Source organism: Streptococcus pantholopis (genome assembly GCF_001642085.1).
In the GTDB taxonomy this organism is placed as follows: domain Bacteria; phylum Bacillota; class Bacilli; order Lactobacillales; family Streptococcaceae; genus Streptococcus; species Streptococcus pantholopis.
The window spans coordinates 1,400,315-1,424,381 of sequence record NZ_CP014699.1; the positions used below are offsets into that span (position 1 = coordinate 1,400,315).

General features: G+C 42.8%; 16 protein-coding genes. 4 read left to right on the forward strand and 12 right to left on the reverse strand.

Features of this window, described 5'->3' with window-relative positions; genetic code table 11:
- Position 1: 1 nt before the first annotated feature.
- Positions 2-1,303 carry a thiolase family protein gene (locus tag A0O21_RS06465; protein WP_173644631.1) on the reverse strand — a complete coding sequence of 434 codons (1,302 nt, stop codon included), beginning with the start codon at positions 1,301-1,303 and terminating at the stop codon, positions 2-4.
- A 696-nt stretch (positions 1,304-1,999) separates the two neighbouring features.
- On the opposite strand from A0O21_RS06465, the gene A0O21_RS06470 reads away from it, so the two are divergent.
- A complete protein-coding gene (locus tag A0O21_RS06470; protein WP_067063156.1) occupies positions 2,000-3,589 on the forward strand; it encodes a PucR family transcriptional regulator in 1,590 nt (529 codons plus the stop codon).
- A 57-nt stretch (positions 3,590-3,646) separates the two neighbouring features.
- Here A0O21_RS06470 and A0O21_RS06475 read toward each other — a convergent pair whose 3' ends face one another.
- A complete protein-coding gene (locus A0O21_RS06475; protein ID WP_082854426.1) occupies positions 3,647-5,386 on the reverse strand; it encodes an FAD-dependent oxidoreductase in 1,740 nt (579 codons plus the stop codon).
- 1,004 nt (positions 5,387-6,390) lie between these two features.
- Here A0O21_RS06475 and A0O21_RS06480 point away from each other — a divergent pair.
- Positions 6,391-8,883 carry a carbohydrate-binding domain-containing protein gene (locus A0O21_RS06480; RefSeq protein ID WP_067063160.1) on the forward strand — a complete coding sequence of 831 codons (2,493 nt, stop codon included), beginning with the start codon at positions 6,391-6,393 and terminating at the stop codon, positions 8,881-8,883.
- Between the two features lie 65 nt (positions 8,884-8,948).
- Here the strand turns inward: A0O21_RS06480 and A0O21_RS06485 are convergent, their stop codons facing one another.
- Positions 8,949-9,929 (reverse strand): NAD(P)H-dependent flavin oxidoreductase, encoded by a 981-nt coding sequence (locus A0O21_RS06485; RefSeq protein ID WP_067063163.1) that lies wholly within the window; start codon positions 9,927-9,929, stop codon positions 8,949-8,951.
- Between the two features lie 130 nt (positions 9,930-10,059).
- On the opposite strand from A0O21_RS06485, the gene A0O21_RS06490 reads away from it, so the two are divergent.
- Positions 10,060-10,656, forward strand: a complete 597-nt coding sequence (locus A0O21_RS06490) for a TetR/AcrR family transcriptional regulator (protein ID WP_067063168.1) — start codon at positions 10,060-10,062, stop codon at positions 10,654-10,656.
- Between the two features lie 38 nt (positions 10,657-10,694).
- Here the strand turns inward: A0O21_RS06490 and A0O21_RS06495 are convergent, their stop codons facing one another.
- The 7 genes from A0O21_RS06495 to A0O21_RS06525 form a co-directional block, all read right to left on the reverse strand.
- Positions 10,695-11,798: a serine hydrolase gene (locus tag A0O21_RS06495; RefSeq protein WP_067063172.1), complete on the reverse strand. Its 1,104-nt coding sequence runs from the start codon at positions 11,796-11,798 to the stop codon at positions 10,695-10,697.
- Positions 11,799-12,024: 226 nt separating this feature from the next.
- Positions 12,025-12,636 carry a superoxide dismutase SodA gene (sodA, locus tag A0O21_RS06500; protein ID WP_067063176.1) on the reverse strand — a complete coding sequence of 204 codons (612 nt, stop codon included), beginning with the start codon at positions 12,634-12,636 and terminating at the stop codon, positions 12,025-12,027.
- Positions 12,637-12,805: 169 nt separating this feature from the next.
- A complete protein-coding gene (gene holA / locus A0O21_RS06505; protein ID WP_067063180.1) occupies positions 12,806-13,858 on the reverse strand; it encodes a DNA polymerase III subunit delta in 1,053 nt (350 codons plus the stop codon).
- Positions 13,859-14,053: 195 nt separating this feature from the next.
- Positions 14,054-14,764: a DUF805 domain-containing protein gene (locus tag A0O21_RS06510; protein ID WP_067063185.1), complete on the reverse strand. Its 711-nt coding sequence runs from the start codon at positions 14,762-14,764 to the stop codon at positions 14,054-14,056.
- Between the two features lie 217 nt (positions 14,765-14,981).
- The gene (locus tag A0O21_RS06515) at positions 14,982-17,216 is read right to left on the reverse strand and encodes a DNA internalization-related competence protein ComEC/Rec2 (protein WP_067063189.1); all 2,235 of its coding nucleotides are present in this window, start codon (positions 17,214-17,216) and stop codon (positions 14,982-14,984) included.
- A complete protein-coding gene (locus A0O21_RS06520; RefSeq protein ID WP_067063193.1) occupies positions 17,206-17,883 on the reverse strand; it encodes a helix-hairpin-helix domain-containing protein in 678 nt (225 codons plus the stop codon). The genes A0O21_RS06515 and A0O21_RS06520 overlap by 11 nt, the downstream gene beginning before the upstream one ends.
- A gap of 145 nt (positions 17,884-18,028) precedes the next feature.
- Positions 18,029-18,769 (reverse strand): lysophospholipid acyltransferase family protein, encoded by a 741-nt coding sequence (locus tag A0O21_RS06525; protein ID WP_067063197.1) that lies wholly within the window; start codon positions 18,767-18,769, stop codon positions 18,029-18,031.
- Positions 18,770-19,513: 744 nt separating this feature from the next.
- Here A0O21_RS06525 and A0O21_RS06530 point away from each other — a divergent pair.
- Positions 19,514-20,527, forward strand: a complete 1,014-nt coding sequence (locus tag A0O21_RS06530) for a GIY-YIG nuclease family protein (RefSeq protein ID WP_067063201.1) — start codon at positions 19,514-19,516, stop codon at positions 20,525-20,527.
- Between the two features lie 209 nt (positions 20,528-20,736).
- On the opposite strand, the gene cshA is transcribed toward A0O21_RS06530, so the two are convergent.
- Positions 20,737-22,284, reverse strand: coding sequence for a degradosome RNA helicase CshA (gene cshA / locus A0O21_RS06535; protein WP_067063205.1), 1,548 nt, complete (start codon positions 22,282-22,284; stop codon positions 20,737-20,739).
- Between the two features lie 196 nt (positions 22,285-22,480).
- Complete coding sequence (locus A0O21_RS06540) at positions 22,481-24,028, reverse strand: peptide chain release factor 3 (RefSeq protein ID WP_067063208.1); 1,548 nt, start codon at positions 24,026-24,028, stop codon at positions 22,481-22,483.
- Between the last annotated feature and the right edge of the window lie 39 nt (positions 24,029-24,067).

Genomic DNA, 24,067 nt, shown 5'->3' on the forward strand with positions numbered 1-24,067 from the left:
GCTATCCCTTTCTCAAAATCGTCGCTGATACATTTTGACCGCCGCCAAAACCGCGCAGCATTGCTGTTTTTGGCAGCTTCTTAACTTGGCGCTCACCGCATTCACCTCGCATCTGCTTAACAGCTTCATAAATATCAGCTAAACCTGAAGCCGCATGGGCATGACCAAAAGAGGTCCGGCCGCCATTGGTGTTGATCGGTTTATCCCCGTCAAAACGAGTCCGGCCTTCCAAAACATACTGGTAGCCATTTTCCTGAGGAAGGTAGCCAGCTATTTCAGCAGCATCTAAATGTGATGTAATCACGAAATCATTGGCATAAAAAAGATCTATCTCCTCTGGTTTAATACCGGCTATATCATAGACCTGCTGACAGGCTTCGCGTGTTGCCCGACGTTCCAAATGCGGGTTTGAAGCCTCAAGAGCGGACGAACCTGTACCTAAAACAACAATTGGCTGGTCAGTATACTTGTAAGCTATTTCTGTTGGACAGACAATAACTGCCGCTGCCCCTTCGCTGCGTTCTTCCAGTCCGCTTACACGCATATAATCTCCAATTTTAGGATTAAAAGGCGACTGCATAAATTCCATAGCGGTGGAGAAACCTTTTTCTTTAGCCACTTCATCATAAGTCTGCCGTAGTTTTGCCAACGGATCTTTGGAGGCATTGTAGCGGTTATTGATGGCCATTGCGCAAAGAACCTGATCCATCGTATCAGCCTCCAGTTTATGATCTCTGGCATAAAGGGCTGCCAAATCATCAAAAATTGTATACATTCCAGCCTGCATCCCCCTGGTGTAAGCTCGGTCATAGATATATTTTAAAGATGTGTTAAATTCTTCTAAGCTAAAGCCGCGGCGTTTATGAGCTGGCTGCCCTTCAACCGGGAGGCTGGCACCCATATCTGCCGATCCCGACAAAACAATATCATATTTACCAGAAGCTACTGCCATTACAGCAATTTCCAGAGCCAAATAGCCCGTGCAGCAAGCTTCCGAATGGTGCATTGAACCTTTGCCTTTCATGCCAAACCAATTAGCGACCTGCATGTTAGGCGTGATATACTCGGAAACAAAGTTAGGGTTGGCCTGACCGTGAAAATAATAATCAATATCTTTAGGTTCTACTCCTGCATCCTTCATTGCTTCAAGCGCTGCATAGCCAAAAAGTTCTCCTTCTGTCAAACCCTCTGTTTCAGGGCTGCCTAAAATTTCCATAAAAGGCGTACAGCCAACGCCGATAATTGAGACGCTGCGGCTGTAGGGCCTTAACTGCGTGTGATTCATTACTCCTTGGTGTTCCATAAATGATACCTCTCTTTACTTCTTAGAAATTCTTTTGTCTACATTAAGATTTACCCCTCAGATAGATTTTAGCTACTAAGCTAGAGACTATTACTGCTGTTATGTAAAAAAACGGAAGTGTTTTTGCCCAAATCTGAAGCCGGTCGACTGTTAAGGCGACAAAGCTTTCAGACGTTTATGGCTGACAGTAAGTCCGAAATCTATGATTTCGCAGACGCACCCCTGCCAGAACGACTAGGGAGTGGGACAGAACCCCAGACCACAAAGTTCCTTGTCCCACCCCCGCAAAGCCTAGTAGGCCAATTAAAGCTTTGAAAAAGCGAATAAAGTGCCACTAGACGACTAGCGTTTTGCACATAACACTATAAACATTAAGGCCTATTTTTAAAATCGTCCTTCAGACGGCTACGGCGAGCAAGCAGTAAGACAAAAACTCAGCTCACAAGGTTCCCATATTCTCCATTTTTAAGTTCGGGTTGACATTATCCGATGGATAATGTTAGCCCACGGCTCTGTGTCTTTTCCTATCAAGTCTTTCTGTTTTTATTTTCTAAATTGATTATATCCTTTCTTTAGTAGCTTTATTTCGTAAGCCCTTACAAAAATCAGCTGAAAGATGGTATAATTCTTGTGACAGATTACAACTGAGCACAGTCTTTGTATTTTAATATTTGTATCTTAATAAAGGAGGTTAAAATGCGCTTAGATAATATTATCAACGCTTTAGTCGAAGAAAAGATACACATTATTCAGTTTGGCAACCTGCAGCTCAATATCAGTGATATGCTCGAAACAACATGGGCTGACTTGGCTCAAGATGCACGGCCGGGCATTTTGTACAGCTTAAGAGGAGATTTTGCCAAAATTCTAAAGGAGAATTCGGCAGAATTAACCTTACTTTGTCAGTTAAATAAGGAAGAGGCTTTAACAGAACTGTGTCGCTCTTTCCCTGCTGCAACTATTATCGTTGCCAAAGATGAAAAGCACAGACAGCAGATTCAAAGAATCATTGAACAAGAGCTGCATACTAACTATGTTGCCTTGGAACGGTTAGAAGAAGCTTATCATGCTACCTTTGCCGGAGCTGATTTTCAAAAATTGGCGGAAATCGGTTCACGAATTTTTGACAACCCTGTTTTTATTTTAGATAATCTGGGGAACTATATTGCTTTCCCGCCTGAAGCAGCGAATGAAGCAACTATTTTAAAAGAAGAGCGGCAACACGGCCGAATTTCTCAGGAAAATCTGGGCGTGCTTAAAAAATTAAAGGTCGATAAAATCCTTCAGAAAAGCGGCAAACCCTATCTTTTTGACAATCCTATCCTACACTGCAAAACCTTAGTTGATTTTATCCGGTTGAACGGTACAGTCTTAGGTCGGCTGATGATTTATGAAAAAAACCGGTCAATATCACAGGGGGACAAGATTGTGTTTATGCACTTTGCACACCTTGTTGCTCTGGCTTTCACTCACGATCGCAATTATCTGATGAATAAGGAAGCTGCTTACTCTTATTTTTTACAGGCTTTGGTTGATAAAGATAAGGGATCAGTTTCCATCAGCAATCCGCAAATTGAGGATATGAAACTGAATGTTCTTTACTATAAACGCGCTCTGGTCGTCTCCTTTATAAAGCCTGTTGCTTCTGAAAATAACCGGCTGGTTTTGGCTAAACAGCTGCAGCAGCTTCTGGGGAATGCGCTTTTCATGTTTTATGAAAACAAACTGGTCTTCCTTGTTTCCGGCCACCAAAAAAATTTTATGCAGATCCGTACAAAAGAGCTGCTTGATTTTTGTCAGACTGCCCAGATTCGTTTATCCGCCAGTCATATTTTTTACGATTTCAAAGAATTCCGCCCTATGTTCCAGCAGGCAAGTCAAGTTGATCAGATGATTGTAAAATATCATCTGCAGGGTCATCTCTTTTCTTATCGCTATCTTGCCAGTCTCATTACCTTAGATTTGCATCGTTCCGGCCGGCCGATTTTTATTCATCCGGATATCATCCAGCTTTTTAAAACGGATCAAGAAAAAAAGAGCCATTTACTACTGACTTTAGCTTATTATATTTTATTTAATCAAAATACCAATGCCATTGCCGATCAGCTGTGGATCCATGCCAATACACTGCGTTACCGTATTAAACAAATCAAAAAAATCTTAGCCAATGACCTTGACGATTGGCTGCTCTTAAAGACCTATTATGATTCTTTAGTTCAGCTCTTTCAAATCGGTGATATTGATGACCAGAATCTCATTATTAAAAACGATTTATACTTTCTTTAAACATAAATAAACAAGCCATCAGGACTGTTTTTTACCCTGATGGCTTGTTTGACTTATTTATTCTTTTAGCTCTTTTACTAAAGCCTGTCCGGCCATGCGGCCGGAATTAAGGGCAAAGCCCATTGAATTGCCGGGTAAAGTAAAATTATAACTGTCACCATAAATCGTATTGGCGTCAGAACCCGCACTGTAAAGACCGGGAATAATGTGGTTTTCCGCGTCCAGTACCTGACAGTGCCTATTGATTCGGACGCCTCCCATTGTACCGTAAGCTCCGACATAATATTTACCGACCAGATAGCCGCCTTCCCCTGTAATCGGGTGTAAGTAGGCCTTTTTTTTGAAAAATGCCTCATCATAGCCTTGGGCACAATAGGTATTGTACTCGTCAATGGTTGCCTGCAGTTTTTCTTGCGGAATCTGCAGCTTTCGGCTCAGCTCTGCTACAGAATCAGCTGTAATGATAGCATCATACCCATTTTCTTTAGCTTTTTTAATATCCTGATCAAGCAGCTGAAAGCCTTCTGCTGAATGCACCAAATCCACAATATCTGGGCCCTTGTCCTGATAATGCTTTAAAATCCCATAATCCATAATACAATAGGCATAATGACCGGGCTGCAGTTCAATAGCATTTCCGGCAAAGGTTGTATTGCCCATATCTCCTTCGTTCATAAACCTCTCACCGTATTGGTTAATCAAGAGATTAGGCTGGCGCAGCACACCATCAGCAATCATATACTGCAGATTATGCGGCAAAACAAAGATACTCTCCATCGCCAAGCCAAACTTCTGAGCACCTGCCTTCCACATCATTCTCAGGCCGTCCCCGGTAATTCCGGGAACATTGAAGGTAAAGAAATCTTGATTTAAGTGATAGCCAAACTCCTCAGCAAGCATCTGGGCATTAGAGCCAAAACCACCCGTACAGACTACTACAGCTCGAGCCTGCACCTTAATAATACGTCCGGTCTTGCTTTTAGCAAGCAGGCCGGTAACTTTGCCATCAGCTGTGATAAGATCCTCCACTGGAGTATTCAAATAAAAACTGACACCTAAATCCTTAGCCCGTTTTGTCAGTGCCTTATTCATAGGCGCTGCGGCACCAGGTCCAATTTTACCGTCATTATCGACAATATGCCAAGTTGCTTCTGATTCTTTGAAATAGCGAAAAGCTCCAGTGAATTTGACCCCCATATCTTCCAACCATTCAATAGTATCGCTTGAAAGCTTGAAATAAGTCTGCACCACGTCGCCATCTACACGATAATGAGTATAGGTCATTTGCTTAATCAAAGCCTCTTCAACAGAGATATTATTAAACAAGCTTTTCTGAATCTTGGTGTCAATCCCTAAAGGTCCCATCCCCATGTTGGCTGTACCGCCTGTAATTGCCTGCTTTTCAAAAACAGCAACCGACAGGCCGGCTTCTGCCGCAGTCACAGCAGCTGTTAATCCGGCCGGCCCCGCAGCAACGACAGCCACATCAACCGAAATCTCCTGACTTGACAAGTCGTCTTCCTCCTCCAAGCCTGCCTTCAGCAGAGCATCTCTGACGGCTTCCATGATGGCATGTGAAGAAACGCTGGCTCCGCTGACTGCATCTACTGTTGTTGACTGAGCAGCTAAAATCCGTTCAGGAATTTCTGTCGCTGCTGTATCAGGATAAGCGGGCGACCCATGATCTCCCAGCACCTTAACACTTTTAATGGCACTTTCAGAAACCTCAACTTCAACATCATAATCCCCATGCTGCCCCTGTCCTTTTCCAAAATACGTCCCAGCTTTAAGTTTCATAACAACCTCCTCCAACAAGATACAAAGTCCGTTAAAAACGCAAAAGGAAAATAGGCGGTAAGTCCGAAATCTCTGATTTCGCAGACGCACCCCTGCCAGAACGACTAGAAGGGTGCGGCAGGCTGTAAAGACTGCAAAGCCTTCAGACGTTTACGGCTGGATAGTAAAGAAATCAGCACTCAGCTTGACTAGTCTTTTCCCGCAGCGTTTACGGCTGCCTAACTTGAAATCAGTTCTATATTTGACCATGCTTTTTTCCCGCAGCGTTTAGGGCGTGTTCAATTCCAACAAGATATAAAGTCCGTTAAAAACGCAAAAGGAAAATAGGCGGTAAGTCCGAAATCTCTGATTTCGCAGATGCACCCCTGCCAGAACGACTAGAAGGGTGCGGTCGGCCGTAGGACGACAAAGCCTTCAGACGTTTACGGCTGGATAGTAAAGAAATCAGCACTCAACTTGACTAGTCTTTTCCCGCAGCGTTTAGGGCGTGTTCAATTCCAACAAGATACAAAGCCCGTTAAAAAGGCGACCGTGAAATGGGCTCAGGCCATATGCTGCAAGTACAAGGATGGGACAAACTCACAAAAGCGCCCACACTGATAATTCATTGACAATCTTTTTGATTATATCGCCTTTTTCTGGATCCCCAAGCCCTGTTCGACTTTTTAAAAGCCTGATTACCCATTTGCTACTGCTATTATCATACCATAGAAAAATAGGGCTTTAATTGTAAAACTAAACGATTATCCCTCTTAATCAGCTCAAATCTTGTTAAAATACCACAAAAGCCTTCAAATTCTTCAGCCCATCACATAGTGGCTCCTAGATAAGCAGCTGACCTTTAGTCGTGTGACGACAAACAGAATATTGCTAAAAAATGCGAAATCGTTTTTTGTGATGACATCAGCTGCAGTATCCCATTTTTCCTTTATACTGACTTTAGGATTTCCTTAAGTCTTTCTGTGTAGACTATATGGCTAGTAAGAAAGAAATGAGGTTACTTGATGAATAAGAACTATCTATTTAATCGCTCAGCCTTCTCACAGGCCAAGGGACACGGTATCAAGCGAAAAACAAAACAAGGATTGATAGCTGGTCTCACCCTTGCAGCGGCTTTTACTGTCCTAAGCAGTGGCCGAGAGGCAGCCGCAGAAGACGTAGCAAACTCAGGATTTCCGGCAGAAATACCAACGAGCGATTATACCTCGGCGACCAGCTCGGATGAAGAGCCAGCCAATATTAATGCAGATGAAACTAAGAGCAGTCTTTCAGATACAGACCAGCAGGAGAATTCAGAAGCTGTAGTAAATTCTAGTGAATCAGCAATAAAAACCGATAGTACTGCTGTTGATGCAGACGCAGAAAAAACAGATGATTCAGTAGCGGTTGCAGCAGAAGAAACAGATAAAGGTTTGTCTACAGATGGAGAAGCAAAAAAGACAGATGAAATCGCAGACACTGACACAGCTAAAGAAACAGCAGCTATTGTGCTTTCTGAGGATGGAGCTGCATCAGATTCAGATAATGTGACAATTTCAGCAAACACTATCACTATCACTCAGGCAGGGGTCTATACCATCAGTGGTATGGGAGATGGCTATAGCATAACAATCGATTCAGCGGTTACTGAAGCCGTAACCCTTCAATTAGACAATCTTGAACTGACAAATTCCAATATCTACTCAAACGGCGATCTCGCTCTTATCATCTTATCTGACAGCTCTATCTCTTCAGCATTGACCAATACGATCGAAGCAGCTGGCGCCCTCTACGTCACTTCCAGGGACAAGAGCAGCCTGACAGTAAGCAGCAGCGCCAAACATGCTGTCAAAGCAGCAAGTGTGACCATTGATGGTGCTGTACTCAGCCTAATCTCCGCAGCCAAAGACGGTCTGCATGCGACGACCGATGTTAAGCTTATCAACTCGACAGTCCTTATCACTGCAGGTGATGATGGGATTCAGATTGAAGATGATACTGATGTCAATGCTGCAGACCTGACTGTTACTGATTCTGTATTGACCATTGAAGCAGCAGATAAGGGGATTACTGCTGGTGACACGGTCACTATCGAAGGGGACTCAGTTCTTTCCATTACATCAGGTGATGAAGGAATTGAAGGCCGCTATATCAATCTGACTGGCGGGACAATCACCATTAATGCCGGAGACGACGGTATTAATGCTACTGAATGGACAAGCAAAGACAGTGCCGATTTAAGCAATTTAACTAATTCTACTGCTGATATTGAACACGAAGTGGCTATCCGCATTGCCGGTGCAGTCCTTAGTATTACAGCCGGCGGCGATGCCCTGGATTCTAATGGTAACCTCATCATATCCGGAGGCAGTGTTTATCTGGCTCAGACATCTGCAGATAATTCGGCCCTTGATTATGATGGCATTGGTCTTATTTCCGGCGGAACAGTCTGGGCTATTGGCAGTAATGGTATGGCTCAGGCTTTTACAACAGGCTCCAGCCAGGCCTATATAATGACTAATATTTCCGGCAGTCAAGGAGATACCATTACAATCACAGACAGCAACGGCAACATTATTGCAGCCGCAACTGCTGAAACAAACTTTTCTAATATTGTCTTCTCTTCTGAAAATCTGACCGCAGGAGCAATTTATACTGTAATAACTTCAAGCGGAAGATCTGCTAGTGCAGCAGCCACAACCGAAAGCAGTGCAAATGCTTTCGGTATGGGGATGGGAGGTCCTATGGTAGGTGACGGTATGATGCCTGACAATCCGCCAAGTTTTGACGGAAACAGAACAGCAGCTGATGATTCTATCATCTTTCCTGGTTTTTCTCAAATAGACGAAAGTGAAAAACCGGCTGCAGTTCCTAGTGATACAGCTTCTCCTCTCTTGCCCGGAGAGACTGATAGCTCTGAAAGAGGCAGCAGTTCAGCAGGCACCTCTGCAGAAGCTCCTCTTCCTTCTGAACAAGCAGCCTATGATAGTGACACAGCTTCAGAAACAGCTCCCCCTTCTGCCAGCAGCACCCCGTCTCAGACAGAAGAGGTGAATACCTCAGAAGAAAACACTTCTGAGCAGACAGACAAAGCTGAAACAAAAAAAGATACAAAGACTGCAGACGGCAGCCCTGCTGACTTAAATTTAGAAACGAAGGCCGAGCAGAGAAAAGAACAAACAGAGGCTGGAGCAAACTTTTTAAAAGCAAAGCAGCCTGAAACAGCTCCTGCACCTTATTCAAATGCAGGCCGCGTCTATAGGACTAGCAGAGAAGATTTACAGCACAGCGGCAAATTCTTGGCATTTACAGCAGGAAACTACAGGGAAGCCTTATCAGCAAATTTAATTCCTTATCCTGCTTTTGCTTATTCTGACTTCAGTTCAAACAGATACGGCCGGATAGACAAACAGCACGGCTCTTTCCGCACTGCAGCACCAACACAGCCTGCTGTCAGTCAGAAGCTTACAGTAAGATTTAAAACTAAAACTTGGAATAAGGCCGGACAGTTTATATAAAAAGCAAAAAACTAAAATCCCTCCTCACTGCATGTGAGAAGGGATTTATGCGATTATAGCCTTTTTTACAGAAAACGTTTGATACCTGACATCAGCCTGTCAATAATATCAGCTACAGGCTCAATCTGGTGAATCATTGAAATCCCCAAACCAAAGGAAGCGAAACCTTTGCTCAAATCACCAAAGAGCATACCATCACGCATTCCTTCATAAGCATGCTGTGCTTGGTAAATCTCTTCTTCAGATTTTCCGGCTTTACTGAGCTCAACCAAATGATTAGGAAGTTCACCGGGGAGTGAACGGTAAAAAGCAGGAACCGTTCGATACATGAGCAAATCGCTGGCATTAGCTTTAAGTGCCATTTCCTTGATATTTTGTGCCAATACCGATTCTTCTGCCATCATAAGCGCTGTTCCGACAAACAGGCCTTCAGCACCGAGCACAAAGGCTGCTTCAGCTGTCCGTTCGTCTGCGATACCGCCGGCAGCCATAACCGGAACCCGTCCTTTAGCCGCATCAACAATCATAGGGACAATTGAAAAGGTCCCGATAACTTTTTCAGGTACAGTGCCTCCTTCGTCAAAACCAGTTGCAACAATGATATCTGCCCCGCCTTGAATAGCTTCCTCAGTGTTTTCAACTGTTGGAGTCTGAGCTCTAAAAACAACTTTAATCCCTTTCTCATGGAAACGTTCTGTCCAGTAAGCTGAAAAATCACCAACCATGACTGCCGTTCCAATACCTTCTTCAACCATCAAATCCAGCATAGGCTGGGTAAACATATCAGTTGAAGGATGTCCGGGAGCTATGTTCATGCCCATCGGTTTATCAGTAATGGCCTTAGCTATTTTAATTTCACGGCGCATATTAGCCACTGTCTCTTCAACAGTATAAACAGCTTCTTTTTGTCCAGCATTGAAGCCAAAAACACCCAGCCCTCCTGCCTTGCTGACTGCAGCAACATATTTTCCATCTGTCAGCCAGTTTAAAGGGCCTTGAATAATAGGCTTTTCAATCCCTAAAATTTCTGTGACACGATTCTGCATTTCACTACCTCAATTCTTTATTATTATTACTATTATAACGCTTTCATACTAAGAAACAATAGATATATTCCCCTTAATTGTCGCTTAACTAACAGTTATATGGTAAAATGTCCTATAAGAGGTGATGACTATGAATAAAAACGACTTACGTTATCAAAAAACTGAAGAAAATCTGCAGCTGGCTTACCTATCTCTGATGGGCGAAAAAGAATGCCGGACTATTACGGTCAAAGAGATTTGCCAGAGAGCAAAATGCAGCCGAAATACCTTCTATCTCCATTATGATACAAAAGACGGACTTTACCGCGAAATCATCACAAGGATTTTGGACAGCCTGGCAGCAGCATTTGAACCCAAAGCAGCTAATTTAAACCAGATCAGTCAATCTCATAACAAACTCTATACTGATGGGATTATTGACAGTATCATTGAGCACAAAGAAGCTATTGCCATTCTTATTGCAAGGGATAACGGCCTCTTTCTCAAACTCTTTACTGATACCATTTTTGAGAAATGTCTGACAGGTACACAGTTTCTGGCTAAAGACGGCCTCAGTTCTGTTAATCACCTTTATGTCTCTTATTTGGCCTCTGCTGTGACAGGTTTTATTTTCGAATGGCTGAAGCAGCCCAGCATCAGTGACAGTCAAGCTAAAAAACTGCTCTATGATATCCATAAAAAAACCATTGACAGCAGTCTTCGGATTTTACAGCAAAATAGCAATTAAAAAACTCCCGATCCAAATATGGATGAGCGGGAGTTTTTTCAATTGTCAAGTACTGTTTGTTTTGCAGTGAGTGCCGGATTCATATTAACACGGTGCCACTCATTAATCACATAGGCCAAAGCCTCCAGCTGATAAAGGCCATAATTATTGACTTCCTCTGTCGTCTCATCTGAACCTCCTAAACCGGCGGTGTATATGGCAACAATATACGGTGTCTCTTCGTAGACAATAGCGTCAACATTGAGCGCTTCACGAACATAACCCGGCTTTTGTGCTACAACAACTCCGGATGGCATAAAGGTGCGATAATAATATTCAGGGAAGGACTGCTCCAGATAATAGAGAATATCGGCATATTTTTCCTGATGCTGCCACAAATAATCTAAAACCTGGATGTAGTAGTCAGTTGTCGTTTTATTACCTTCAGACTGGATAGTCTTTATATCAGCTTTAGATTCACCATAGCGGTTAAACATAGGATAAACTTTTTCCAGCCCCCCTAAGCGCTCAGCCAAAGCATAAGCGGGTGTATTTTCAGAATAGACCAGTGAGTATTCCTGCATGTCTGCAATTGTCATTGCACCGTCAAACTGGGCCACATAAGCATCATGCTCTCCCAGATATTCATACTCTGTTTCGGTAATATCAAATCTTTCGGTCATGGAGAGCTCCCCTTCTGTCACTGCATCCACAACCAGCATGTTTAAGGGCAGTTTGTAGGTACTTCCGGCAGTCATGGGCTGGGTATCATTCATGGCATAAGTCTCACCTGTCATCACATTCTTATAAGAAAAAGCAATCTGTGATGGTTCAATTCCCTGATCCGCCAGAAAGGCCTGCACCGTCTCAACTAGATTGCTATGAACATAATCATAGGTCAGACCATAAGCTTCCATAGTTGCTGCATCAGCATCGAAGGCAGCCTGCTTTTGCTCATCCGTTTTGACCGGCAGGTTCTCATCAGCCTGCGAAACAGAATCAGACCCTGATGAGGCTTGTGCACTGCTGGACTGGGACGGTTGTTTTTTACGGCTGTGGCTGATAGCTTGGTTAGCCATGATTAAAAAAACAACAGCAACTGCCAGCAGCAGTAAACCGCAGACAACAGTCCCCGTCATCATCTCTTTTTTTCTTTTATGCATCTTATTTCTCCTAACCCCTCTATTTTATAATAAAGATAAAAAAAAGCAAGACGATTTCAATTATTTTGGATTAATAGAACAAAAAAAGAACTTAACCCGGTTTCATTACAGAATCAAGTTCTTTTATAAATCTTTTTTGCCCGGTCCTGCTTGAAACAGTCCAGTACTCAGATTTCTGCAGAGATTAGAAGTAGCTGATAAGCCGGAAGCAGCTTACTAACCTTCTTTAGACAGATGTGGCTTGCTGATAAAGTTCAGCAACCTTAGGCCAGTTGATAACTTCAAAGAAAGCCTTAATATAATCCGGACGAACATTGCGGTAGCTGAGGTAATAAGCATGTTCCCAGACATCAAGTCCCAAAATAGGAAACTTGCCCTGCATAATCGGGCTGTCTTGGTTAGCCGTAGAAATCACCTCAAGTTTGCCTCCGGCTCCAACCACAAGCCATGCCCAGCCGGAACCGAAACGTGTTGCAGCAGCAGTTGAAAAAGTTGTTTTAAATTCTTCAAATGACCCGAACGCTTCATCAATAGCTTGAGCAAGTTCAGCAGTCGGTTCAGTTTTTTGAGGTGAGAGCAGCTCCCAGAAAAGAGCATGGTTAAGATGGCCGCCGCCGTTATTAATGACAGCTTGACGGATATCAGCCGGAATTTGTTCAACATCTGCTAAGAGAACCTCTAAATTGTCTCCAATTTCAGGGTGTTTCTCCAAGACAGCATTTACATTAGCTACATACGTAGCATGGTGCTTATCATGGTGCAGTGTCATTGTTTCTGTATCAATATAAGGTTCAAGTGCGTCATAAGCGTAGGGAAGATCTGGTAAAATAATTGCCATATCATGTTCCTCTTTTCTTTTTGATGATGCTATTGTATCGTAAAAAGCTAGGACCTTCAAAGAATTTGATTATGAATTTTTTACTGAAATCAATAAACTCAATCCGACCTGCTAAACAACACTTTCCCATTTGGCTTGTAGAAACCTCCGGGCATTATAATAGCCTCGGTCAATTTGCTGACAGTTTGCTTTTGCTGCTGATAATTTTAAGCAGGGCAAGATCAAAAAGATAAGCTTTATCATAGACACCTTTTTTAATCATGTAATCCGTTTCTATCAAGTCGGCCACTGCCTGTTTTAAAAAAGGAAGTGACAGCGTCCGTGAGTCCCGCAAAGCAAATTTAACTTGATAAGGATTAACCCTGCGTCCCAGATAATCTGATAAGTCTGCCGTAATCTGCTGTTCATTTTTACCCTGTCCGGATAATATTTTGACCTGTATAAACATTCGAAACTGCCCAATCATAACAGCAATCAGCTTAATGTCATCTTCACCCTGCAAACGCAGATCTCTAAGCAATTCACGCGCCATATCAATTTTACCACCCAAAATAAGCTGGGTCAGTTCAAAAATATTATCCTGCAGTGTTTTGGGAATTGCCTGAACAACATCAGATGCTGTAACCTGACCATCTTTTTTATAAGCTGTTAAAAATTGGAGATTTTTCACGATTTCACTAAAATCAAAATTGGATTTAAGCAGCAATTCATCAAAAACCCCTTTTTCAAAAACCAGCCCATTCTGATGGGCAATTTTTTGAAAATAAGTTCTGAGTTCCGCTTCTTTAATGGGACCGGCTTCAAAAACCTGAGCGTCTCGCTTCAGCAGTTTAACAATACGGCGTTTGCCGTCCAGCTTTCCCGGTGCCAAAATAAGCAGACGCGTGCTGGCAACAGGATTTTCCAAATAAGCTTCAAAGCGTTTAAGCGAAGCTTCATCCAGAAAAGTTTTTTTAGCGGTCGTCAGATCTAAAAAATTATCAAAAATAACTATTTTTTCATCTGAAAAAAAAGGCAGACTTTCCAAATCCATTTCCGCCTCTTGATAATCTGTTTCTGCCATATCGAAATACGAATAAGACAAATCAGAGGTACTAAAGGCAATCCTTTCCATTAAAAGCTGCTTCATCTGACTGTACTGGCCCCAGTCTTCGCCAGATAAAACCGTAATCGGACGCAAACTTTCTTTCCTTAAGTGTTCTATTTTTTCAATTGCAAGCATTCTTTTTTCCTAATCCAAACTTCAAATAAAGCAAGGCAGCAGAACAGTGTAATGAAAGACCAAGCCTGTCCCGCCCTGATATGCATTACCTCAAAACCGTATTTTGAGAGAAAAAGCCTGCTGCCTGATAAAGTTCAGCAGGGAAATCAGCCCGCTACATTAAACTTTATCAGCTACAACAGGCTGACTCACAGATTATTCTCCTTTTTCAGAGATGGCAGAATCAAAGCTTTCGGTCTCACTGTTTGGAGTAACAGCTGAATCCATAGCCGGGCTTACCGGTTCGGAGTGATGGGCAGCCGAGTCAGCTGAATCTGCAACAGTATGAGAAAGAGCAGACGGCGCTTCGTGAACTGCTGCAGAAGTTTCAGCAGCCTTCACAGATCCATCAGGAGCCGCTGTAGGTGTTTGAGGGGCTGCTGCGTAACCTGCTGATATACTGCCGGCTTGATTCTTGCTTGGGAAACAGAAAAATACGATAAGCGTAACCTGACAGCCAAGTGCAAAAAGCCAACCGATAAAAGGAATAGGAAGCAAGAGCTGCCCCAAATTGAAGAAAATGAAAGCCCAGTGGAAACCGGCATCACGCAGACGCCGGACTTGCAGTGCCAAAGTTGGGACAAAAATGGCAATATTCCATATAACACCAATGAGCATCAGGGGCAGTAAAGCACCAAGATTGCTTAAAATAAGATAAGCAAGTTCTTCTTCTGTCATTGTATAATAGCTGTCAGCATAAGAAGCCAATATTGAAAAAATCTGACTCATAAAAATGGCTGAAGCAATCAGCCCGAAAGGTAAGGCAATTAAAAAATTACAAAGAACAACCCACCAATAATCAGAACGGGTCGATTTACCAGTAAAATCTGCATACTGCAACCAGAATTTTTTATAAGCTTTAAACATTAAATATCTCCTGTCTATTTTATTTTTCCATCATACCACGTTTTTTCTAAAAAGACAAATTCAGCCGCAAAAATCTAGCATTCTGGCTCAGTACAGCAGCAGCTTTTCAAGAAATTTCTAAGGAAAAACTCTAAAACAGGCTTTAGTATCTTTATTAACTGTACTATCAAAACGGCACGGACTGCTGCACTTTCTTATCTTTTGACGGTTTAGCAGCTCATTTTACGGTCTCTATCTGCCAGCTGTTCCAGCCCCGAAAACGGATGGCTCCCTGCAGGTCTGTCCGATAAACCTCAACAGCAGCAGCGCTCAGCCGATCCAATGTCTCCTGATGGGGATGCCGGTAGCGATTGTGAAAGCCGGCAGAGATTAAAGCATATTTAGGTTTAATAAAGTTTAAAAACTCTGAACTGGTCGACCCCTTGCTCCCATGATGCCCTGCTTTTAAGACATCAACAGGCAATTCCTTATAGATCTGCATCAACTCCTTTTCACCTGTATTTTCTAAATCACCTGTAAATAGAAAGGTCTGATTTAGCAAACGCCCATACAGCACCAGAGAGTCGTTGTTGCCGCCGTCTCCTTTTTTATAAGGATAAAGAACATATAAACGGCTCTGCATGATTGAAAGACTGTCTCCTGCTTTAACGGTACGCACCTTAGTTCTCGTCGCCTTTAATCTTTGGACAAAATCGGTCTGTGTCAAACTGCCGTAACTGACTAAGATTTCTCCAATTTTAAAATATTTGGCAAGAACCTGTAAGTCTCCAACATGGTCAGTATCGGCATGCGTTAAGACCAGCTGGTCAATTTTACTGATTCCGCGGCTGCGCAGATACGGAATCAGAGTTCTTTCAGCATTACTTTTTCCTGTCCTTTCCTGCCAGCTTTCTTTACTGGTAAATACCGGCCGACCACCGACATCAATCAAGACTGTTTTCCCTCTCTGATCTCTCAAAAGAATACTGTCGCCCTGCCCAACATCGACTACTGTCAGCTCATTTCCCAAAGGAAATTTACTGCTAAAAAGCAAGAGGGCAATCGATAGGCTCAGGACTATAGCTATCTTCTTTTGACGGCAAAAATCATAAAGCAGGCCCAGCAAAATCAGCAGTAAAATAAGGACTAATAAATGAGGCCGTCCCAAAACAAAGGGGTGACGGAAAAGCTGACTAATCCAGGTGATAAATGTTTCCAGAAAAAGAAAGAGAACATTAACAAAGGTCAGTTTAACAATAGGTGAAATTAGAAAAATGAAGACCAACATAGGCAAAAGAAGAAACTCGAAAGTCATGGAAAAGAAGGCTGTAAGCAGAACAGACAAGGGCTGAAAAACCGAAAAAAAGTAGAGCAAAATGGGTAATATCCCTGCAGCAAGCGCTAAACTTTCCATTATTTTCTTTTTATAGCTGCTGAGATGAGAAAAATCTATCAAAGTTAATATAAAAGCATAGGCAAAAGACAGTATCCCGGCTCTTGTTAAGAGAAAATGCGGCATTAGCAGAAAAAAAGCAATCAGTGTCAATGCTAAATTGTCCATCTTTTTAACTCCAAGTCTGGAGAAAGCATTTTGGACTAGGCTGCGGATAACAGAAACAGAAAATCCTGTCAAAACAGCATACAGAAATGAAAAAGGAATCTGCAGGTAATCTACATAATCACGCCTTACACCCAGTCGTAAAAAACAAAATCGGAAAAGCCGTATAAAAAAACTGACATGCATTCCTGATAAGGCAAACAGGTGGATAAGGCCAAGGTTGGTGTATAAATCGGTCATCTCATCAAATGATTTATCCAAATAACCAAACAGAAGTCCTGTCATATAATGCCGCATTGGGGCAGGAAACTGACTTTGAATAAAGACAATGGCTTTGCGCCGCCATTCTCGAAAACAGGTGACAATAGATTTTTTGAATGGCCGCCGGACTGTTTGAATTTTATTAAGATTAATCAGCCTGTAAATTCCCCGATTTTTTAGGTAGCTGCGGTAATCGAAGCCATTAAAATTGCGTATGCTTTCCGCTTCTTCCGTATTGGCTTCTGCCTGCAGGATAACCGTCTCATCAAGATGGCTAAAAAAATCTTTTTCTGTTTTTGACCTGAGCCGGTAAAAAACTTGGTATTCTTCTTTAGAAGACTGCCCCTGAAAAGAAAGCAGATCACCATTAATTGCTATACTGTCAGGGATCATTTCGATGTAACTGACAGACTTGGGAGCTGCCTGATATGCTCTTGACTGCTGCTTCTGCCAGATACAAAAATAAACAGCAAAAAAACCTAATACCACTGCAGCAGTTAAGACTTTTTGCCAAGTGTACTGCTTAAACAAGCAAATCAAAGCAAGGATCAGCAGAAACAGAGCTAAAGGCTCTGCAGAAAACAGCCAAAAATAAAGTAAAAGCAATAAAAAGGCTAAATGAATCGGCTTTACCAAATAGAAATTAATCAACAGTAACCTCTTCTTTGAGTTTTGCTAACGTTTTCTCGCCAATACCGGAAATTTCAGCTAATTCCTCCACAGAGCTGAAACCGCCTTTACTATCGCGATAATCGATAATATCCTGAGCACGCTTTTCCCCAATACCTGAGATTGTCTGAAGTTCGGCAAGCGTTGCCGTATTTAAATTAATTTTCTCATTGCTGGCATCTCCTGCACTGCTGTCTCCCAAATCGGCTGATGGCTGCACCGGAGCAATTACACTGATATTTTCCCCTTTCACAGCAACATAAATCACTGCTTCATCTTCTATTTTTTGTGCCAGATTGATTGAATTCCTATCGGCTTCTGCAGTCAGACCGCCGGCAAGCTTGACTGCATCACTTACTCGGCTGCCAGCCGGCAAAGTATAAACGCCTTCTTTCTGAACAGCTCCTTTTATATCAACGGTAATTTCAGCTTTGCTGCTCTGTTTTTTTGAATCCTTATCAAGCAGAGAAGACTGGGCTTGTTCGCTGCTGCTGAAACTGGTTTGGTAGGCTGGGAATTCACTGCTGCCTGCCTGAGGCTGACGGGAAAAGCCATAAAAAATCAGTCCCAGCAGAACTGTACATGAACAGAACAGAACTGACAGCCAAATCGCCTTATTTCCTTTAAACTTATCTAATATTTCTTCTATCATGCAAACCTCCTTTATATTACTATTCGAAAAAAACAAAAAGAAAATGATAAGTTTTAGCCATTATAAAAGGCCTCAAACACGGTGTTTTACCTGTTCGAAGCCTTAAAATAATCTTTATGAATAATGTTCAGCTGCCAGTATTCTTCTATTTGCGATGCTTTTCAGGGTTCCAGACAAAGCTTGCAAGATAACTGAACAGCAAGGTCAGCAGAACCAGAATAAGAGCGATAAGTCCTAAAGGAATACGGAAAATATAGGTCAGCGGGTTCAGCTTTTTTGTCCGGCCGCAGTCAGCGTTCTCAGCATCTAGGCTGGAAAAGCTGGTTTGAATACGCTCGGCAACCTCCTCAATACCAGTATCATTCATCCGTTTAATATCACTAATATCAATAGCCTGACCAAAATTAATATCAATCGGTTCCCCCTTAAGCAGGCCTTTAAAGGAGCGCGGACCGCCATAGACAGCTGGCTGAATTTTGACTTTAGCCATTTTAGCAATTACTGCTACTCCTCCCTTGACATCGGTGGAATGACGGCTCCCGCTAGGAAACATAATTAAAGAACGGTCACTGTTTTTCAAAACTTTAACCGGATATTTAATGGCTTCCTGTCCCGGATTCTCACGGTCTATTGGAAAAGCTCCGCACATACGAATCCACCAGCCAAAAATCCGATTGGTAAAAAGCTCTTTCTTAGCCATAAAGATAAACTGTTTAGGCTTTGTTGCAAAAGCCAGATAAACAGGATCCCACCATGTGCGGTGAGGAGCAACTAGAATATAGTTTTCTTTTTGATCTAATATCCGATCACGATGGTGATAACGGGCATTGCCATTAACCAACCAAAGCAAAAAAGCAACCAAACCACGTAAATAAGCGTAAAACACAACTCTCTCCTTTTAACAAGATACAAAGCCCGTTAAAAACGCAAAAGGAAAATAGGGGATGGCAAGTGATGCTTGTGCATCACGATGACAGCCATCTTTTTCCCGCAGCGTTTAGGGCGTGTTCAATTTAACAAGATACAAAGCCCGTTAAAAGAGCAAAGTAAAAATGGCGGTAAGTCCGAAATCTTCGATTTCGCAGACGCACCTCTGTCAGGACGGCTAGAAGGGGCAGTCGGCCGCTAAGACGACCGGAAAGGTGCGGTTAAAACTTAAGCTTTCAAAATCGGCTCAAGGCTCTTCGGCAGGACGCTAGTCGTCTAGTAGCACTTTATCTGCCTGCCTTAAATCTTATAAATATTCCTTTTTATTGTACCATTTATTGGCTTGTTTAAGAAGACAGAAAAATAATTTTCCTGCCTATTTTAAAATATTTCTGTTGCCCAGCACAGACTAAGCTGCAAAAAATCAGCCCGCCAAAAAGGGAGTCGCAGGATGATTATCCAGAATCTTGCTTTAAAATATGGCCTTTGTGAGCTTAACTTTTATAAGCAAATGACCGGCTTTTCCGACAGATGTAACGATTGTCTCTTCAGAAGCAGGAGAGAAATCGATAGCTTTGCTGTCACGATTCTTCTCCGCCTTCGTTTTTTAAGAGTGAGGAGGCAGCTGTAAAGGCACCGTTTCAGCAGTCAAAAGGGACAAGTCCAGTTTTCAGCAAAAAGAAATTTTGTTATAATAAAAGCCATGACTAAGCCGATTTTAAAAAATAAAGAGCGGATTGATCAGCTTTTTTCTACTGATGTTAAAATTATTCAAAACAAAGATGTTTTCAGTTATTCCGTTGATTCTGTTTTACTCTCTCGTTTTCCCAAAATCCCCAGCAAAGGATTAGTTGTTGATTTGTGCTCAGGTAATGGGGCCGTTGGGCTTTTTGCTGCAACCCAAACCAAGGCCAAAATTGTCGAAATCGAACTGCAGGAACGTCTGGCAGATATGGGACGGCGTTCTATTGAACTCAACCAGCTGGAAAATCAGGTTACTATGGTCGAAGACAATCTCAGCAACCTATTAGACCACGTCCCGCGTTCAGGGGTTGACTTAATTCTCTGCAATCCGCCCTACTTTAAAGCAAGCGTACATTCCAAAAAAAATTTGTCTCCTCATTATTTATTAGCCAGACATGAAGTGGCTACCAACTTGGAAGACATTTGTGCGGTCAGTCAGCAGGCCTTAAAATCAAATGGTCGGCTGGCTTTAGTGCACCGCCCGGAGCGTTTCATGGAAATTATCGACACCCTCAAAAAATATAAATTGGCTCCTAAACGTCTTCAGTTTGTCTATCCTAAGCAAAATAAAGAGGCCAATATGCTCCTTGTCGAAGCTATTAAAGATGGCTCACTGGAAGGGCTGAAAATTCTGCCGCCTCTGATTGTTCATAAAGACAATGGTGAGTATACCGATCAAGTGGCTGCCATGTATTTTGGCACAGATGCCCAGCCCCAGGCTTATATGTATGTCTTAGAATGTGCGGACGGAAGTCTCTATACAGGCTATACTACTAATCTTAAAAAGCGGCTGAAAACCCACAATGCCGGTAAGGGAGCCAAATATACAAAAAGCCGGCTGCCGGTTAAACTCCTTTATTGGGAAGCTTTTAATCATAAAAATGCTGCCATGAAAGCTGAAAAACGGTTTAAGCAAAAAAAGAGGGCTGAAAAGTTGGCTTATATCAAATCGCAGACTGACGAGAGCCAGTAAAGAATATCAGTATATATAAAACACTGACCCGCAGAACTACCGCTCCCTTTGAAAAGAATAAGAATTCACAAATATCCTTCATAAGCTTATACTGCACCTAAGCACTTCACTGTTTGATAGCTAAAAAACTCCTTGGACATTTCAATCTGTCCAAGGAGTTAAAATTTATCTGTCAAAAAGCCTTGTTTTGGCGGCAAAACACATACAGACTATCTTTCCCCTTTATTACGGATAACAAAACCGCTCTTTTTTTCGCTGGAAGTGCGATGAGGGCGCTTGTTATCTTTATTTTGGAAATCATTTTTACTTCTGCGGGGCCCCCTCTTGAAGTCGTAGCGGCTGTCTCGGCGACGGCGGTCATAACGGCTGCGGTTTCTGTCGCGATTCCGGCCTCTGTCATTGGAAACCTTGCTGGATGGCTTAAAGGGAAGGGGTTTTTCTCTGGCAATTTCAACCTTAGGCAGAGCTTCCGGATCTTGGACAGTAATACTCAGGATATAGAGAGCCAGCTCTTCAGGCGTAAATTCAGCCGCTAACTTAAGAGCATCCCCCTTAAATTTTTCAAAACGGCCGCGGACTGCTTCATCTGCAAAATCACGCTCAATCCTTTGCAGAGCAACTTTTTTCTTAGCCTGAAAAGCTTCCACAGCAGTCGGCGGTTTAAGGCCTTTCATGCGTTTTTTCGTCAACTGTTCAATGATTGAAAGATAGCCCATTTCATTTGGCGCAACAAACGTAATAGACTGGCCAAATTTGCCGGCACGGCCGGTCCGGCCGATACGGTGGACATAACTTTCCGGATCCTGCGGAATGTCATAGTTATAGACATGGGTAACCCCTGAAATATCTAATCCACGCGCAGCCACATCAGTCGCAACTAAAATATCAAGGCCGTCATTTTTAAAATCACGCAGAACACGCAGTCTCTTGCCTTGATCAAGATCGCCATGAATTCCTTCTGCCCGAAAACCTCGCAGTTTAAGACCTCGGGTCAGCTCGTCAACACGGCGTTTAGTCCGGCCAAAAACAATGGACAGTTCCGGCTGGTCAACATCCATGAGTTGGGTCATGATGTCAAACTTTTCACTTTCTTTTACCCGAACATAATATTGGTCAACCAAATCAGTAGTCAGTTCTTTGGCAGCCACTTTAACATGCTCGGGATCTTTCATAAATTTAAGGCCGATGGCTTTAATAGCTTCAGGCATTGTTGCTGAAAAAAGCAGGGTCTGCCGCTCTTTAGGAACATAGCTGATGATAGCTTCAATATCTTCCAAAAAGCCCATATTCAGCATCTCATCTGCTTCATCCAAAATCAAAGTTTCAACATGAGACAGTTTCAGAGCCCTGCGTTTTATTAAATCAAGAAGGCGTCCGGGAGTGCCGACAACAACATGAGCTCCCGACTTGAGTGCCTTAATCTGTTTTTCAATGCTTGAGCCGCCATAAACAGAGCGAACCTTAACCCCTTTTTCACGGCCAAAACGAAAAAGTTCCTCCTGACTCTGCACAGCCAGTTCACGTGTCGGAGCAACCACAAGGACTTGAATCACATTTCTGTCTGTATCGATTTTATCGAGAGCCGGAAGACCAAAAGCCGCCGTTTTCCCTGTTCCTGTCTGCGCCTGCCCTATCACATCCCTGCCGTCTAAAGCTAGAGGAATGGTTAGCTCTTGAATAGGCGAAGGTTGGGTGAATCCAGCCTTTTCTACTGCCGACAGCAGATTTTTTGATAATTTTAGTTCTGTAAATTTCAATTTCTTCTCTTTTCTAAAAGGCAGTGCGAAGCCGCCTTATAAAACTTAAATTTGTTGTTTGACAACTTAATTAGTGTAACACAATCCAGAAAAAAAAGATAGAGAATCAGCTTAATTTCATAAATAACACGCTTTCATGGGAACTCAGCTTTAAGCTTAAACCAGCCAAGATAAAAGACGGTCTTCCTTCAAATGCTTAGGACATCTTTTCCTCTAAAACAACATCAGGATACTTATCTGCAAACCAGCCAAGCGCAAAATCATTTTCAAAAAGAAAAACAGGCTGCTCAAAACGGTCTTTAGCCAAAATATTACGGCTGGACGACATTCTTTCGTCCAAATCCTCCGGTTTAAGCCAGCGGACAGTTTTCTTGCCCATCGGTGTCATAACCACTTCTGCCTTATATTCGTTTTCCATTCGATGTTTGAAGACTTCAAACTGCAGCTGACCGACCGCACCAAGCATATATTCGCCTGTCTGATAATTGGTATAAAGCTGAATGGCGCCTTCCTGCACCAGCTGTTCAATCCCCTTGTGAAATGACTTTTGCTTCATGACATTTTTAGCAGTCACCTTCATAAAAAGCTCAGGCGTAAAGGTCGGCAATGGTTCAAAGGCAAAGGTCTGCTTGCCAGCAGTTAAAGTATCTCCTACCTGATAAGTTCCTGTATCATAAACACCAATAATATCTCCGGCCACGGCTCTGCCGACACTTTCTCTGGATTCAGCCATAAACTGGGTCACATTGGCCAGTTTAAGAGTTTTACCGGTCCGGGTCAGTTTGACGGCCATCCCAGGCTCAAATTCACCGGATACAATACGGACAAAGGCAATGCGGTCACGGTGGCGCGGATCCATGTTAGCCTGAATTTTAAAAACAAAGCCAGAAAAGGTTTCATCATAAGGAGAAACAGCCCGCTCTTCTGTTGTTTTATGACTGTGCGGCTCCGGAGCATAGTCCAGAAAAGTATCTAAAAAGGTTTGGACCCCAAAATTAGTCAGTGCTGAACCAAAAAAGACTGGCGTCAAATCTCCGGTTAAAACAGCCTCTTCTGAAAAAGCATTGCCGGCTTCCTCTAACAGTTCAACATCCTCCAAAACCTGTTCATAGAAAGGATTATCTGCAAAGAGTTCCTTCCCTTCAGCAAGTTCCGCAAAGCGCCGGTCTCCTTTGTAAAGTTCCAAACGCTGATGATGCAGGTCATACAGACCAGCAAAAGATTTTCCCATACCAATCGGCCAATTCATCGGGTAACTGGCGATGCCTAAAACTTCCTCCAGTTCTTCCAGCAAATCCAGCGGTTCACGACCGTCACGGTCCAGTTTGTTAATAAAAGTAAAGACAGGGATATTGCGGTGTTTGACAACTTCAAAAAGCTTCTTGGTCTGTGCTTCAATCCCCTTAGCTGAATCCACAACCATGACGGCCGCATCTACTGCCATCAGCGTACGGTAAGTGTCTTCCGAAAAGTCTTCATGCCCTGGTGTATCAAGAATATTGACACGTTTTCCGGCGTAATCAAACTGCATAACAGAAGACGTTACAGAAATGCCGCGCTGCTTCTCAATATCCATCCAGTCGGACTTGGCAAATGTCCCTGTCTTCTTTCCTTTAACCGTCCCAGCTTCACGAATCTCACCGCCGAAATACAGAAGCTGCTCAGTAATCGTCGTCTTTCCGGCATCCGGGTGACTGATGATAGCAAAAGTTCGGCGTTTTTTAATAGCATCTTGAACTGTCATTTATTCTCTTTACCTATTTCCTTGTATTTTTTGAGCAGG

Coding starts and splice junctions, on each gene's coding strand:
- holA (WP_067063180.1), bottom strand. CDS start 13,858: ATGCTTGCAATTGAAAAAATAGAACACTTAAGGAAAGAAAGTTTGCGT.
- A0O21_RS06520 (WP_067063193.1), bottom strand. CDS start 17,883: ATGATAGAAGAAATATTAGATAAGTTTAAAGGAAATAAGGCGATTTGG.
- A0O21_RS06490 (WP_067063168.1), top strand. CDS start 10,060: ATGAATAAAAACGACTTACGTTATCAAAAAACTGAAGAAAATCTGCAG.
- A0O21_RS06530 (WP_067063201.1), top strand. CDS start 19,514: ATGACTAAGCCGATTTTAAAAAATAAAGAGCGGATTGATCAGCTTTTT.
- sodA (WP_067063176.1), bottom strand. CDS start 12,636: ATGGCAATTATTTTACCAGATCTTCCCTACGCTTATGACGCACTTGAA.
- A0O21_RS06510 (WP_067063185.1), bottom strand. CDS start 14,764: ATGTTTAAAGCTTATAAAAAATTCTGGTTGCAGTATGCAGATTTTACT.
- A0O21_RS06480 (WP_067063160.1), top strand. CDS start 6,391: ATGAATAAGAACTATCTATTTAATCGCTCAGCCTTCTCACAGGCCAAG.
- A0O21_RS06495 (WP_067063172.1), bottom strand. CDS start 11,798: ATGCATAAAAGAAAAAAAGAGATGATGACGGGGACTGTTGTCTGCGGT.
- A0O21_RS06465 (WP_173644631.1), bottom strand. CDS start 1,303: ATGGAACACCAAGGAGTAATGAATCACACGCAGTTAAGGCCCTACAGC.
- A0O21_RS06470 (WP_067063156.1), top strand. CDS start 2,000: ATGCGCTTAGATAATATTATCAACGCTTTAGTCGAAGAAAAGATACAC.
- A0O21_RS06540 (WP_067063208.1), bottom strand. CDS start 24,028: ATGACAGTTCAAGATGCTATTAAAAAACGCCGAACTTTTGCTATCATC.
- A0O21_RS06485 (WP_067063163.1), bottom strand. CDS start 9,929: ATGCAGAATCGTGTCACAGAAATTTTAGGGATTGAAAAGCCTATTATT.
- A0O21_RS06475 (WP_082854426.1), bottom strand. CDS start 5,386: ATGAAACTTAAAGCTGGGACGTATTTTGGAAAAGGACAGGGGCAGCAT.